General features: G+C 65.4%; 17 protein-coding genes. 10 read left to right on the top strand and 7 right to left on the bottom strand.

The genetic code is table 11. The features are described from left to right. The first annotated feature begins 17 nt into the window (after positions 1 to 17). Both J7I89_RS05200 and J7I89_RS05195 read left to right on the top strand, forming a co-directional pair. Entirely contained in the window at positions 18 to 758 is a 741-nt protein-coding gene (locus J7I89_RS05200) for a hypothetical protein (RefSeq protein WP_308159807.1), read from the top strand. 131 nt (positions 759 to 889) lie between these two features. After that, the gene (locus J7I89_RS05195) at positions 890 to 1,087 is read left to right on the top strand and encodes a hypothetical protein (RefSeq protein ID WP_214967948.1); all 198 of its coding nucleotides are present in this window, start codon (positions 890 to 892) and stop codon (positions 1,085 to 1,087) included. A 4-nt stretch (positions 1,088 to 1,091) separates the two neighbouring features. Here the strand turns inward: J7I89_RS05195 and J7I89_RS05190 are convergent, their stop codons facing one another. The 4 genes from J7I89_RS05190 to J7I89_RS05175 form a co-directional block, all read right to left on the bottom strand. Next, positions 1,092 to 2,294 carry an ROK family protein gene (locus J7I89_RS05190; RefSeq protein WP_214967946.1) on the bottom strand — a complete coding sequence of 401 codons (1,203 nt, stop codon included), beginning with the start codon at positions 2,292 to 2,294 and terminating at the stop codon, positions 1,092 to 1,094. A gap of 173 nt (positions 2,295 to 2,467) precedes the next feature. Further along, positions 2,468 to 3,610 carry a class I SAM-dependent methyltransferase gene (locus J7I89_RS05185; protein ID WP_214967945.1) on the bottom strand — a complete coding sequence of 381 codons (1,143 nt, stop codon included), beginning with the start codon at positions 3,608 to 3,610 and terminating at the stop codon, positions 2,468 to 2,470. A gap of 93 nt (positions 3,611 to 3,703) precedes the next feature. Next, complete coding sequence (locus J7I89_RS05180; protein WP_214967996.1) at positions 3,704 to 4,795, bottom strand: NAD(P)-binding domain-containing protein; 1,092 nt, start codon at positions 4,793 to 4,795, stop codon at positions 3,704 to 3,706. Positions 4,796 to 4,846: 51 nt separating this feature from the next. Then, positions 4,847 to 5,197, bottom strand: coding sequence for a zinc ribbon domain-containing protein YjdM (locus J7I89_RS05175; protein ID WP_214967942.1), 351 nt, complete (start codon positions 5,195 to 5,197; stop codon positions 4,847 to 4,849). Positions 5,198 to 5,319: 122 nt separating this feature from the next. On the opposite strand from J7I89_RS05175, the gene J7I89_RS05170 reads away from it, so the two are divergent. Then, positions 5,320 to 5,790: an Hpt domain-containing protein gene (locus tag J7I89_RS05170; RefSeq protein ID WP_214967940.1), complete on the top strand. Its 471-nt coding sequence runs from the start codon at positions 5,320 to 5,322 to the stop codon at positions 5,788 to 5,790. Between the two features lie 18 nt (positions 5,791 to 5,808). On the opposite strand, the gene J7I89_RS05165 is transcribed toward J7I89_RS05170, so the two are convergent. Both J7I89_RS05165 and J7I89_RS05160 read right to left on the bottom strand, forming a co-directional pair. Continuing rightward, positions 5,809 to 6,228 (bottom strand): SRPBCC family protein, encoded by a 420-nt coding sequence (locus tag J7I89_RS05165; RefSeq protein ID WP_251044943.1) that lies wholly within the window; start codon positions 6,226 to 6,228, stop codon positions 5,809 to 5,811. Positions 6,229 to 6,267: 39 nt separating this feature from the next. Beyond that, the gene (locus tag J7I89_RS05160) at positions 6,268 to 6,420 is read right to left on the bottom strand and encodes a hypothetical protein (RefSeq protein ID WP_214967924.1); all 153 of its coding nucleotides are present in this window, start codon (positions 6,418 to 6,420) and stop codon (positions 6,268 to 6,270) included. Positions 6,421 to 6,758: 338 nt separating this feature from the next. Between J7I89_RS05160 and J7I89_RS25025 the strand changes: the two genes are divergently transcribed. Genes J7I89_RS25025 through J7I89_RS05145 form a run of 4 tightly spaced genes read left to right on the top strand, consistent with a single transcriptional unit; the run spans position 6,759 to position 8,328 of the window. Then, positions 6,759 to 6,998 (top strand): hypothetical protein, encoded by a 240-nt coding sequence (locus J7I89_RS25025; RefSeq protein WP_251044942.1) that lies wholly within the window; start codon positions 6,759 to 6,761, stop codon positions 6,996 to 6,998. Next, the gene (locus J7I89_RS05155; protein WP_308159806.1) at positions 6,989 to 7,582 is read left to right on the top strand and encodes an alpha/beta hydrolase; all 594 of its coding nucleotides are present in this window, start codon (positions 6,989 to 6,991) and stop codon (positions 7,580 to 7,582) included. Before J7I89_RS25025 ends, J7I89_RS05155 begins: the two co-directional genes overlap by 10 nt. A 15-nt stretch (positions 7,583 to 7,597) precedes the next feature. Next, positions 7,598 to 7,939 carry a PadR family transcriptional regulator gene (locus J7I89_RS05150; RefSeq protein ID WP_214967922.1) on the top strand — a complete coding sequence of 114 codons (342 nt, stop codon included), beginning with the start codon at positions 7,598 to 7,600 and terminating at the stop codon, positions 7,937 to 7,939. Then, the gene (locus tag J7I89_RS05145) at positions 7,936 to 8,328 is read left to right on the top strand and encodes a hypothetical protein (protein WP_214967919.1); all 393 of its coding nucleotides are present in this window, start codon (positions 7,936 to 7,938) and stop codon (positions 8,326 to 8,328) included. The genes J7I89_RS05150 and J7I89_RS05145 overlap by 4 nt, the downstream gene beginning before the upstream one ends. Positions 8,329 to 8,441: 113 nt before the next feature. Here the strand turns inward: J7I89_RS05145 and J7I89_RS05140 are convergent, their stop codons facing one another. Continuing rightward, a complete protein-coding gene (locus J7I89_RS05140; RefSeq protein WP_214967994.1) occupies positions 8,442 to 9,440 on the bottom strand; it encodes an ABC transporter substrate-binding protein in 999 nt (332 codons plus the stop codon). A gap of 245 nt (positions 9,441 to 9,685) precedes the next feature. Here J7I89_RS05140 and J7I89_RS05135 point away from each other — a divergent pair, with 245 nt between their 5' ends. From J7I89_RS05135 to J7I89_RS05125, 3 genes are read left to right on the top strand one after another with little or no spacing between them, the layout of a single operon-like run. Beyond that, positions 9,686 to 10,729 carry an iron chelate uptake ABC transporter family permease subunit gene (locus J7I89_RS05135; protein WP_374102000.1) on the top strand — a complete coding sequence of 348 codons (1,044 nt, stop codon included), beginning with the start codon at positions 9,686 to 9,688 and terminating at the stop codon, positions 10,727 to 10,729. Beyond that, the gene (fepG, locus tag J7I89_RS05130) at positions 10,726 to 11,802 is read left to right on the top strand and encodes an iron-enterobactin ABC transporter permease (RefSeq protein WP_214967914.1); all 1,077 of its coding nucleotides are present in this window, start codon (positions 10,726 to 10,728) and stop codon (positions 11,800 to 11,802) included. Before J7I89_RS05135 ends, fepG begins: the two co-directional genes overlap by 4 nt. Beyond that, positions 11,802 to 12,626 (top strand): ABC transporter ATP-binding protein, encoded by an 825-nt coding sequence (locus J7I89_RS05125; protein WP_374101999.1) that lies wholly within the window; start codon positions 11,802 to 11,804, stop codon positions 12,624 to 12,626. The genes fepG and J7I89_RS05125 overlap by 1 nt, the downstream gene beginning before the upstream one ends. The last annotated feature ends 9 nt before the right edge of the window (positions 12,627 to 12,635 follow it).

Below are 12,635 nucleotides of genomic sequence, written 5' to 3'. Positions count from 1 at the left end.
TCCAAGAGTCACCGAAAGTGGACAATAAGTGGTTTCCCCTGAAACCAGGGTCGCAGTACACAACAACCGGCGACGTCAAGAGTGCCGAAGGGACCACCAAGCGGACGGTCACGCACACTGTGACCGGGCTGACCAAGGTGATAGACGGCGTGAAGACGCTCGTCATGTGGGACCGTGACTACGCTGACGGCGAGCTGGTGGAATCGGAACTGGCCTTCTTTGCCCAGACCGAGAGCGGAATAGTCTGGCTCTTCGGGGAGTACCCGGAAGAGTTCGAAAACGGCAAGTTCACAGGGGCCCCCAGCACGTTCATTAACTCGATTGATGAGGCCCAGGCGGGCATCGCAATGCAGGCTGAGCCGCGGACCGGAACCGCAGAATATGTTCAGGCGCATGCCCCCAAGGTGGACTTCCTGGATTGCGGAAAGGTCTTCCAGGAGAACCAACGGGTCTGCGTTCCCACGGGATGCTACGACGATGTGCTGGTGATTGATGAACACAACCCTCTGGAACCCGCCGTTGGCCACCAGCGTAAGTTCTACTCAGCCGGCACAGGCCTGGTCAAGGTGACGGCCGAAGGCGGCGAGAACCAGGAGACCCTTGACCTCGTCAAGGTGGAACAGCTCTCAGACGCCAAGCTGAAAGAAGCCAACCAGGAGGCCATGAAGCTCGACCAGCACGCGTACACGGTCAGCAAGAACGTCTACGCAAAAACGGCCAAGGCCGAAGTCACAACCGAGACCACGAGCGGCTACTAAGGGGGCAGATCCCAACCCGTCCAGCGGAGCGAAGATCAGCTGCTCCCCGCAAGGACGCGGGTGTACCCCAGCGGTTCTGACCGCTGGGGTACACCTTCCCCCCGGCGAAAGAACGGGTCTATCCTGATGCAATGACCCAGCTACCAGCCAGTTACGAGCAATACCTTGTCGGCAAGGACCCGCGCTTTGTCGACACGGTCCGCCCGGTCCTCCTCCAGTCAGCAGCGGACCAACTGCACGGCGTCCGGGTGCTGTTCATTCCCAAGGGCCACCAGGCACATCTCGACGACACGATTCCCTACGGGACCATCGTCGAAGACATCGACTAACGCCTTAGCCCTCCAGTAGCAACCGCTGGGCGCGCGGCGCGAGAGTGTGCTCCAGGACAAGGCAGGCGGCGCCAATGGCGCCCACGTCCTCCCCCACGCCTGTGCCCACCACTTCGATGGCGTGGATGTTTCCCGCATCGCTGTTCTGCTGGATCAGGTCCGGGACCAGCTCCAGGTAGCGCCGCGACAGGGAGCCCCAGAACGGGCCGCCGAACACGACGCGGTCTACGTCGAGCGTATTGGCCACGACCGAAGCCGCCCTGGCCACCAGCACCGCTGACTTGTCAATGATTGCCATAGCTGCGCTGTTGCCGGCATCCGCGGCCTCGCAAAGCTGGGCGAACCGTTCCTGCACTACGGAGCCGCCGGTCAGGGGACCTTCGTCCGATAGGATTCCTGCCGCCTGGGCCTCAGCCACCAGGACCTGGGGGATGCAGGAGGACTTCACGCAACCGCGCAGGCCACAGTCACAGGGCGGGCCGTCCGGGTCGACGATGATGTGGCCGATTTCGCCGGCATTTCCTGATGTGCCGCGGACCACCTCGTCGTTAAGGACAATGCCGCAGCCGATGCCCGTGCCCATGTACATGAAGACGAAACTGCCGGCGCCGCTGGGGCCGCCCGCCCAGGTTTCCGCCACGGCCGCGCTGGTCACGTCCTTGTCCATGAGTACGGAAAGGCCTGTTGCATCGGCCAGAGCATCACGCAGCAGAACTCGGTCCCAGCCGTCAAGAAGCGGCGGTTCCACCACTGCTCCATTGTCGTGGTCGATCGGACCGGGGGCGGCGATGCCCAGGCCGGCGATCTTCTCCCGGTCCACGCCCGATGCTTCGACGAGCTTTTCGATCTCGGCGGCGATGGCGGCGATGACCGCCTCCGGGTTGCCGCTGTCCGGGGTCTTGACCCGCGAATGCTGCACCACGGCGCCCACTAGGTCCAGGACGACAAATGTTGTCACGGCGGGATCCAAATGCACGCCCACGGCATACATTCCCGCAGGATTCAGCCGGAGGATGGTCCTCGGTTTCCCTGGCCCGCTCCCCTCCTTGCCGGCCTCCACGATGAGGCTCTGGTCCAGGAGCCGGCGGGAGATGTTCGAGATGGTCTGGGGGGACAGCCCGACAATCTGGGCCAGTTCGACACGGCTGAGGCCCCCGGATGACCGCCGGACGGCGTCCAGGATGACAGTCAGGTTGAAGTCACCCATGCGGGGCAGGTTAGTTCCGCGCCGCGGTGTGGGCTGGCGGATCTCAGTCAAGGATTCCCCTAAGCATCTTCGGTTTGCCAGTATCGATGTCTGAATCGTACGTTACGTCCCGGTATACGGGTACGTCCCACGCGCGGGCGGAATCGCGGACGGTCCGGTGAATCCGCTGCCGCTCATCGTCCGTGCCGTTTGACGCTGACGGACACGGTGAACTTGGGGTTCCGTCCCCTCACGGAGGTGGGCCCGACCAGCCTTTCCAGCGCCGGCAGGTAGTGAAGATGGCTGTTGAACACCGTCCAGAGCTCACCGCCGGGGACAAGGACGCGGGCCGCTGCCTCGAACATCTTGATCCCGGCACCGGCATGGACGCTGGCCCCCAGATGAAATGGAGGATTCAGCAGGATGAGCCCGGCGCTTCCGGCAGGAAGGGAGCCCATGGCATCGTCCTGGAGTACCGTGATCTGCCGGTCCAGGCCATTGGCCGTCGCTGTGGCCCGCGCTGAAGCAACGGCCGCCGCCGACTGGTCCGTTGCGATGACCGCCGAATCGGGGTGGCGGCGCGCATACATGGCAGCCAGGATCCCGGTGCCGCAGCCCAGGTCCACCGAGGTGCCTGCTGCGGGGATCTCGGGGAGGAATTCCAGCAGGTAGCGCGTTCCGATGTCCAGTTTGGTGCCGGCAAAAACGGCGCCGTGCGCGCACACCTGCAGATCGAGCTCGGCGTTGTGCTCCGTCACCGGATATGGCGGGACGGGTTCGACGGTTTTTGGCCCCGAGGCCAGGAGAACCCGCGATTTCCTCCGGGCCAGCTGGGGCTGGACCGTTTCGAAGTATCGCCCGAGCACCTCGTTCATGCCCAGGGACATGTGCTTGACGCGTCCGCCGGCAAGCAACACGGCGCCCTTCGGCGCGTGGCGCGCAACGGCGTCGGAAATTTCCTCGAGTTCGGCGAGCGTCTTGGGCAGCTGCAGCAGAACGATGTCCGCGTCCGCCAGCAGTTCCGCCCCCAGCGGCAGCTGCTTAAAGCCGCCGGCCACGCCGAGTGCAGCCGCATTGTGCCGGAGGGCCCGCTCGCCGGTGATGAGGTCCTGGTACACGCGGACCTGCGGCGCCGTTCCCGCGCCTCCGAGGAGTCCCAGCGTCAGCGCCCCGTAGCGGTCTCCGATCACGGCAACCCTGCTCGCCGGCGTGAGGAGGTCCGCTGCGGTGTCCAGCAGAAGTGTGTCGGTGGCGTCCCACGCCTGCAGGTTGGCGGCCTCGACGTCCGGGTACCTCCGCAGTCTGCCCAGAAGATGCCCAAGACTGTTCTCTGCCACGTGTTGCCGCCGCCTCTTCCCTGCTGATTGTTTGTGTAAATTTGCCTGTCGCCGGCCGGGCAGGCTCCTGTGCAAACTTACCGTGAATCCCGTTCAGGCGGGCTGCGCCGCCAGGAGCTTCAGGAGTTCAGCGACGGCGGCCCGGCCCGCGCGGTTGGCGCCGATGGTCGAGGATGACGGCCCGTAGCCCACGAGGTGCACGCGCGGTTCCGCCGCCACCCGGGTGCCGTCCATGGCGATGCCGCCGCCCGGCCCGCGCAGGTGCAGCTGGGCCAGGTGTTCCAGCTCGGCCCGGAAGCCTGTGGCCCAGAGGATCACGTCCGCGGCGAGCAGGCTGCCGTCTGCCAGCCGGACGCCGTCGGGCTCTATGCCGGTGAACATGCGGCGGCGTTCCAGTACGCCGCGCGCGGCTGCTGCCCGGAGCGCCGGGGTCCAGATGAGACCGGTGGCGGCGACGACGCTCTGCGGCGGCAGCCCCCGCCGCACGCGGTCCTCCACGAGGGCGACGGCGTCATGGCCCGCCTGCCGGTCAAACGCCGCCTCCCGCCATACCGGCTCGCGGCGCGTGAACCAGCTGGTGGACGTCACCTTTGAGATCTCGTCCAGCAGCCCGACGGCGGAGATGCCGCCGCCCACCACGATGACGTGCAGTCCGCGGAACTCCTCGGCGGAGACGTAGTCCGCGACGTGGAGCTGGCGCCCCTTGAACGTGAACTGTCCGGGGTAGATCGGCCAGAACGGCCTGGTCCAGGTTCCCGTGGCGTTGATGACAGCGCGCGCCGACCATCCGCCGTCGGACGTGGTGATCCTCAGCCGTCCGGCGGGATCGGCGTCCTCGCGCTCGACCGCGAGCGCCTTGACGGGCCGTTCGACGGCGATGCCGAGTTCACGCTCATAGCCGGCAAAGTACCGGGTCAGGAATGCCGAGCTGGGTTCCGCCGGGTCAACGTCCGGCTGCGGGATGCCGGGGAGGTCGCTGATTCCGTTGACCGTGGCCATCCGCAGGCTCTTCCAGCGGTGCCGCCAGGCGCCGCCCGGGCCGTCCTCGGCGTCCAGCACCGCGTAGGTTCGCCGGGATTGGCTGTCCGGGCCGGCGTAGGTGGCGGGGCGTTGAGCGGCTATGAAGCCGCGGCGGGCAAGGTGGTAGGCGGCGGACAGGCCGGCTTGGCCCGCGCCGATGACCATGACGTCGGCAGCCCTCACGGAATTTTCCACGCCGGTTCCCGCAACCCGTCCCTAGACCTTCTTCACAACGCTTGATTTGAGCTGCATGGGGCCCACGCCGTCCACCTTGCAGTCGATGTCGTGGTCCCCCACGCCGTCCAGGAGGCGGATGCCGCGCACTTTGATGCCCACTTTGATGACGCTGGAGCTTCCCTTGATTTTGAGGTCCTTGACGACGGTGACGGTGTCGCCGTCGGCCAGCACGTTGCCCACCGCGTCCTTGATGACACGTTCTCCCGGTTCGTCTGATTCGACCGGGGCGGACGACCATTCGTGGCCGCATTCGGGACAGACCAGGAGGGCGCCCATCTCGTACGTGTACTCGCTGGAGCATTCGGGGCAGGGAGGAAGCGTATCGTTCACGTCCCCATGTTAGTCGGCGCAGCGTGGCGGCGCCCGTCCCTCCCCGGACAGTCACAGGCGATCTTGATCCGAACATTTGGGAAAGCTTCCTCCGTCTTGAGGTCCCCGCGAGAACGTGTGTCATGGAGCCGCGCAGCAAGGGGCGCGGCGGGCTGATGGATGGGCGCGAAGATGGAGCAGGCAGCAGCAGGCGGTGTGGCGTGACGGGCGGGGACGACGTTCCGGTGCTGGACAGCGGGCCGCTGCAGACTCTCGCTAATGAGGTGGGGCCCGCTTTTGCGCAGGCCTTTATCGACGACTTCCTGCAGATGCTGCCCGGCCGGGCGGCGAAGATCCTTCACGGCCTCGCCGGCGGGGATTTGCGGGCGGCCCGTGATGCCGTGGTGAGCCTGAGGGCTACCTCGGCGATGGCGGGCGCCCTGCGGCTGGAACGCTGCTGCCAGGAACTTGAATTGAGGATCCGGCGCGGGCAGAGGCTGGACCCGCTGGCCGTCAAAGCGGTGCTGTACGCGAACATCCGGCTCCTGGTCCGTGAGGCCGCGCGCCAAGGACACATCCAGCAGTCCCGGGCGCAGGGACGCGCCCCGGAGTGAGAGCCGGGGTCTAGAACCTCACCGTGCTCGCGGGTCCGCAGTCAGGTGCTGATTGTGCTGCTCGATGAGTTTGTGAAGGTAGCGGGTCAGGACCAGCTTCTCCACGAGCCGCCCCGTCGGGCCGAACGGCGCCTCGAACTCGATCCGGTCAACCATCACGGTTCCATCCGAGTCCTCGCTGAACTCATGGGCGTGGCGGAAACGCCGGAACGGACCCTTGGCTTGCTCATCAACGAAGAAGACGGGCGCCTCCATTTCGGTGATCCGGCTGGTCATCCGAAGTGGCACACCGAAGTGCCACGCACGCCAGGTCACTTCCTGGCCCAAGGAGATGAGGCCGGACGTGACCCCGGCAACGGCTTCTTCCCGGGAACGTGCCATCGAGTCTTTGTGGGCATCGACGCTGCGAGCCAGGTCGAACAGCTTTTCCCTGGGCATGCTTGTCCGCGTTATGCATTCGAAGGAGGCAGCCATGAACTACTTGTCTCCACCAGGATGCTGCGTTGCCTTCAGCTCACGGATCCAAAGGCGCAGAAAGACGACGACCAGCACCAAGGCGTACACGGCGAGGACTGCTATGACCGCCGTCACGACGAAGTAGAGAACCCCCAAAAGCTCGAACGAAACCACGACAAACTCCCCCAAACTATCTGTGCAGCAGGCGCATGCACAGGCTTCAGACTACAAGCAAGGAACACCAGGCCGGGAGCCGCGCAGAGGACCGCATCTGGGAGCAGTTTGTGAGCCCTCCTTGTCAGCGGATTCCTGCGGACTACGATGGCCGCATGGTGGCATATGAGGATTCATCGCCGCGGCGATATGTGCGCCCGCACTTGCCTGAGACCACGCATCACTCCCGCGATGGAGTGCTCATCCCCTATACGGCTGCGGGCCGTCCCTGCCGCCTGGCTTCCCTGGCCGCCGCGTGAGGACCGTTGAGGCCAAGGACAACAGAAGGAGAGCAAGCGATGACTCCCGCGGCATCCGGCAGCGGCCACAACTGGCGCAGGAGAATCCGCAACCTGGGTCTCGTGGCTGTCATGGTTGCGGGGCTCGTCCTCTGCTCGACGACGGCCAACCTGGTGATCGAGAACGCCGAGCGCTCCTCAATCGCTCCGTACGGGCAGCGGGTTCAAATCAGCCACGGCGAGCTCAATGTCTACCGCGCCTCGGCGCCACGGGCACACCTGAGACGATCGTGCTGCTGAGCGGACTGGGCACGCCGGCGCCGGCGCTCGATTTTGGGCCGCTCATCCGCGAACTTCCCGACTATCAGGTCGTGGTCGTTGAAGGGTTCGGCTACGGATACAGCGACGTGACACCCGTGGAGCGCACCGTCGAAAACATCACGGCCGAACTTCATGAAGCGCTCACGAAACTGAACGTCGACCGCCCCTACATCCTCGCGGGCCACTCCATAGCGGGCTTTTACACCCTCGACTACGCCAACCGGTACCGCGAGGAAGTGTCGGCCGTCGTCGGAATTGACCCCACGGTGCCAGCAGCCGGGACTGGCCCGACTGACGCGTCCCAGCGCCCGGCAGGAATCAACTGGGGCCGGATGCTTTCGACCACGGGTGTGGTCCGCTGGGTCACGGCGATCGCACCCGGTCTGGCCGAACCGGAAGGCGCAGGGCACACAGCAAGCGAGAGCCGATTACGAAACGTCCGGCATCACGAGATCCAGGTGCTCCCCGGTGGGCACTACCTGCACTGGACACAATCCCCCGCCATGGCCAATAAAATCAACGCCTTCCTCAAGCAGGCCGAAGTTGACTCGCTACCTAGGTAGTGTCACTATCTGCCTATGACGTTCGACTGGAACCAGGAGCTGATCCGCGCGGCGCTCCCGCAGGCAGTGCTCGCCGTGCTCAGCAACGGTGAAAGTCACGGTTACGCCATGGCCGAGGAGCTCAGGGCGCACGGCTTCGAGCGAATCAAAGGCGGGACGCTCTACCCACTGCTCAAGAGGCTGGAGGAGCAGGGCCTGGTTGAGCACAGATGGCAGCATGACCAGGCAGGGCCGGGACGCAAGCAATTCACGCTCACCGAGCACGGCCGCACCGAACTCGAGCGGGCCGTCTCTGCCTGGCAGCAGATGGACAACGCCTTGACCACCCTTCGATCCACCCGACAGGAACAGCCATGAGCTACGAACGAAACCTGACCTTCAACCTCCGAATTCGTGGAGTGTCCGAGGATGAGATCGCAGAAACTCTCGACGAGGTGCGCGCGCATGAGGCCGCTGCGGGGACTCCGGCTGAGGCTGAATTCGGCAAGGCGGAGGAGTACGCGAAGCAGTTTCCCAAAACGAAGATGCGAACGCGGGGAACGGTCATCACGATGATCGGTGTGGCGCTGTCGATCGCTTACGTCCTCGTTGCGGTCCTCCTTTTGTTCCTGTACAAGGTCGACGTCCGGGAGTTCGTGGGCCCGATGACGCTCCTTCCCGCCCTCATCCTTGCCCTGTCCAGCGTCCTCGCTGGATTCCTGACCGACTATTTTCGCCCGGCGCCCCGCTCGCGTGCATCCCGCTGAGGCCTGTGGGCCCGCCCCTTCGCGGCCGGCCCACAGGCAAACGACGACGGCGCCCACCACCGCGAGGCGCCCACCACCGCGAGGTGACGGGCGCCGTCGTTCTTGTCTTTGTCTTAGCTGTCGGTTAACACGTCCCGCAGGTCCTTCAGGATGAGCTGTGCGCCTGTGGGGCCGAGGCCGAGGAACCAAACGTCGTCGTTGACGGCCTTTGCCTGGCCGCCCTTGACGGCGTTGAGCCGCGGCCAGACCGCGCCTTCGACCACCGAGGTCTCGCCCGTGGCGGCGGGATCCCCGTAGCTGCTGTAGAAGATCCAGTCCGAATCGGCCTGTTCGATGTTTTCGGCTGACACTTCCGCTGCCAGCTCATCGATGTCCTGGTTCTCAGGGCGGCTCAGGCCCGCGTCCTTGAGGATGACACCGATCAGCGATTTGTTGGCATAGAGGCGGATCTTGCCAGGGAGGAACCTGACCAGGGAGATCTTCGGATCGCCGGTGACGTCCTTCTTGAGCGCGTCAGCCTGGGCCTGGTAGTCGTTGAGGACCTTGACGGCCTGGGGCTCCTCGCCGAGGGAATCGCCCACCAGAAGGAAGTTCTCCTTCCACGGGAAGCCGGGGCGGATGCTGAAGACGGTCGGCGCAATGGCAGAAAGCTGCGGGTAGAGTTTGTCCGCCCGGAGCTGGCTGCCCAGGATCAGGTCCGGCTTGAGCGCGGCGATCGCTTCCAGGTTAAGGCTCTGGATGGTGCCAACGGTGGCAACGTCCTTGACCTTATCGGCCAGGTAGCTGGGAATGGAGTTCTTGCCGTCCGTCGTCGGGATGCCCACAGGGGTGATGCCGAGCGACAGCACGTCGTCCAGCTCCCCGGTGTCCAGGACCACGACGCGGCTGGGTTTCTTCTCCAGCTTGGTTACGCCGCTTGCGTGTTTGATGACGCGCGGGAATTCGCCGGGTGCAGCGTCTGTACCGAGCTTGGCGGTTTCCTGGTCGGCGGTGGTGAACTTGGACCCTCCGGTGGCAACATCCGTGTTGCCTGCCGAGGAGCCAGCGCCTGCCGCAGTGCCGCAGCCGGCCACCAGACCGAGAACGAGGACGGAACCGGCAAGCCGGGCCATCAGATGCCGCGGGCGGGAGGTGCGCCGCGGTTGAGTTGTTGAATCGTCATTTTTCACCAGGTAAGGCTAACCTAATACAGGTCTGTTTCATCAAATGGTGACTCAACCGCAACCGTTGCCCACCGACCGTTGACTTCCCGATTCCGTTCGACCTTGCCTCTGCCCCCAGCCTTTCGGAGATTTGATCCGTTGTGTCCCAACTGACGCCGCCGGCGTGCCAGCGCGCACCCGTAAACGCCGAGCTCATTGCTGATGGAGCTGTTCTTGCCCGGGGCCCCGCCGGTGGTCTTCGAGGCAGGCTGCCATGGCGGCTCCTTGTCCTGCTGTGCGCCGTCGGCGCATTACTCGCCGCCACACTGTTGAGCCTGGGCGTCGGCGCAAAGTTCATCCCCGCGGGAACCGTCCTGGAAGCCTTCACTGACTTTCAGGACACGGCCGATCACGCGATCATCCTCCAGAACCGGCTGCCCCGAACCCTTTTGGGCATTTGCGTTGGCATGGCGCTCGGGGCGGCAGGGGCATTGATCCAGGGAATCACGCGCAACCCACTGGCCGACCCCGGCATTTTGGGGGTCAATGCAGGAGCATCCTTCGCCATTGTCATTGCCATCGGCGCCTTCGGCGTCACCACACTTAGCGGCTACATCTGGGCCGCGTTCGCCGGTGCCATCCTGACGACGATCGCCGTGTACCTGATCAGCACCTCGGGCCGGAACGTGGTGAACCCTATCCGCCTGACCCTGGCGGGGGTCGCGCTGGGAGCCGTGCTGACCGGCGTCAGCTCAGGGCTGACGCTCCTGAATCCGAAGGCCTTTGACCACCTGCGCTCGTGGAGCGTCGGATCGTTGGACAGCCGCACGATGGACACCGTTTTCGCTGTTGCGCCGTTTATGGCCGCAGGGCTAGTAGTGGCCCTGTTTACGGCGCGCGGTATGAACGCCGTCGCCTTGGGCGACGACCTGGCCACGGCACTTGGCAGCAACGTCAACCGCACCCGGATCTTCGGCGTTGTGGCCATCACGCTGCTTAGTGGCTCGGCCACCGCCGCGGCCGGTGCCATTGGCTTTGTCGGGCTGATGGTCCCGCATGTGGCGCGGTGGATTGCCGGACCGGACCAGCGCTGGATCCTCACCCTGACCCTCGTACTCTCACCCATCCTGTTGCTCGCCTCCGACGTCGTCGGCAGGGTAGCAGTGCCGGGCGAGCTCCAGGTGGGCGTCGTGACGGCGTTTATCGGCGCCCCTGTGCTCATAGCGCTGGTACGCCGCAGGAAAGTGAGCGGACTATGACGACCACGGGCAAGGGGACCCGCCCGCGCATCGACTTCGGACGGCCCACCTTGCTGCTGCGCACTCGCGGACCGGGCATCAGCCTGATGCTGGACGTCCGCACACTCGTAGTCGGCATTTCGCTGATCCTGGCGGGTCTCGCCGTCGGACTTTTTTCGTTGGCCACTGGGGACTTCGCCCTCAGCGTTCCCCAGGTGGTGCGGGCGTTTGAAGGCGACGCCGATGCCCTCACGCGGACCGTCGTCATGGACTGGCGGCTCCCGCGGGTGCTCTCGGCGCTGCTCTTCGGGGCGGCGTTGGGCATGAGCGGCGGCATCTTCCAATCCCTGACGCGCAACCCGCTGGGCAGCCCCGACATCATCGGCTTTAACGCCGGCGCTTACACGGGCGCGCTGCTGGTGATCCTGACCGTTGGAGGAAGCTACCTCCAGATCGCCTCTGGCGCCCTCATCGGCGGAGTGCTGACCGCCCTTGCCGTCTACGTGCTGGCCTTCCGCCGCGGCTCCCAGGGCTTCCGGCTGATCATCGTCGGCATCGGCATCAGTGCGATGCTGGCGTCCCTGAACCATTGGCTGATCCTCCGCGCCGAACTGGAGGTCTCCATGGCGGCGGCCGTGTGGGGTGCAGGCTCCCTCAACGGAATCACCTGGCAGCAGGCAGGGCCGGCTGCCGCCGTCGTGGTTGTTGTGGCCGTGGCGGCGCTCGCCGTGTCCCGCCGGATGCGGATGCTGGAGATGGGCGACGACGCTGCCCGCGCCTTGGGCGTCCGGGCCGAACCCACGCGGGTCCTGCTGATGGTGCTTGGCGTGGCGTTGACGGCCGCCGTCACCGCGGTCGCGGGTCCAATTGCTTTCGTGGCCTTGGCGGCCCCTCAGCTTGCCCGCCGGGTCACCAAGAGTGCGGGGATCGCGCTGCTGCCGTCCGCCCTGATGGGAGCTGTTCTGCTGTCAGCCAGCGACCTGGCCGCCCAGCGCCAGTTCGCCCCGATCCAGCTGCCGGTAGGCGTTGTCACTGTGTGCATCGGCGGGATCTACCTAGTCTGGCTGCTGGCCAGGGAAGCAAGGAAGTCATGATCAGCACTACAACCATCGCGCCCCTGCTGTCCGCCGAAGGCCTTACCGTCGGTTACGAGCAGCGGATCATTTCCGAGAACCTGAACGTGCGCATCCCCGATGGGTCCTTCACTGTGATCGTCGGACCGAATGCCTGCGGCAAGTCCACCCTACTGCGGGCGCTGGCGAGGTTGGTCAGGCCACGATCCGGGCAAGTGCTGCTGGACGGCAAATCCGTGGCGAGCCTGCCCGCGAAGGAGCTGGCTCGCCGGCTGGGTTTACTGCCGCAGTCCTCCATTGCCCCGGATGGGATCACGGTTGCCGACCTGGTTGCCCGGGGCCGCTACCCCCATCAGAAGCTGCTCCGCCAGTGGTCCGCACAGGACGAGGCCGCCGTCGCGGACGCCATGCAGGCCACCGGCATCACCCCGCTCTCGGGACGGCTGGTGGATGAACTGTCCGGCGGCCAGCGTCAACGCGTCTGGGTGGCAATGGTCCTGGCGCAACAGACTCCCTTGCTCCTCCTCGACGAGCCCACGACCTTCCTTGACATCGCACACCAGATCGAACTGCTGGAGCTGTGCCGGGACCTCAACCGGGACAAGGGGCATACGCTCGTTGCGGTCCTCCACGACCTGAACCATGCAAGCCGCTACGCCAACAACATCATCGCCATGACGGATGGGGCGGTAGTGGCCGAGGGCGCGCCATCCGACGTGATTACCGAGGCACTGGTGGAGGATGTCTTCGGCCTTCCCTGCCGGATCATCGAGGACCCGGTGTCAGGCACCCCGCTGGTGGTACCGCTGGGCCGGCCGCACTCCATGGACTCCAGGACCCGATGATTTAGTAGC

It is taken from the genome of Arthrobacter sp. ISL-5 (assembly GCF_018613835.1).
GTDB lineage: Bacteria > Actinomycetota > Actinomycetes > Actinomycetales > Micrococcaceae > Arthrobacter.
The sequence above is the reverse complement of the archived record's forward strand: the minus strand, read 5'-3'. Positions and strand labels throughout refer to the sequence as shown.

Coding starts and splice junctions, on each gene's coding strand:
- J7I89_RS05140 (WP_214967994.1), bottom strand. CDS start 9,440: ATGGCCCGGCTTGCCGGTTCCGTCCTCGTTCTCGGTCTGGTGGCCGGC.
- J7I89_RS05170 (WP_214967940.1), top strand. CDS start 5,320: ATGGAGCCGCGCAGCAAGGGGCGCGGCGGGCTGATGGATGGGCGCGAA.
- J7I89_RS05145 (WP_214967919.1), top strand. CDS start 7,936: ATGAGCTACGAACGAAACCTGACCTTCAACCTCCGAATTCGTGGAGTG.
- fepG (WP_214967914.1), top strand. CDS start 10,726: ATGACGACCACGGGCAAGGGGACCCGCCCGCGCATCGACTTCGGACGG.
- J7I89_RS05180 (WP_214967996.1), bottom strand. CDS start 4,795: ATGGTCATCGGCGCGGGCCAAGCCGGCCTGTCCGCCGCCTACCACCTT.
- J7I89_RS05150 (WP_214967922.1), top strand. CDS start 7,598: ATGACGTTCGACTGGAACCAGGAGCTGATCCGCGCGGCGCTCCCGCAG.
- J7I89_RS05195 (WP_214967948.1), top strand. CDS start 890: ATGACCCAGCTACCAGCCAGTTACGAGCAATACCTTGTCGGCAAGGAC.
- J7I89_RS25025 (WP_251044942.1), top strand. CDS start 6,759: ATGACTCCCGCGGCATCCGGCAGCGGCCACAACTGGCGCAGGAGAATC.
- J7I89_RS05190 (WP_214967946.1), bottom strand. CDS start 2,294: ATGGGTGACTTCAACCTGACTGTCATCCTGGACGCCGTCCGGCGGTCA.
- J7I89_RS05165 (WP_251044943.1), bottom strand. CDS start 6,228: ATGCCCAGGGAAAAGCTGTTCGACCTGGCTCGCAGCGTCGATGCCCAC.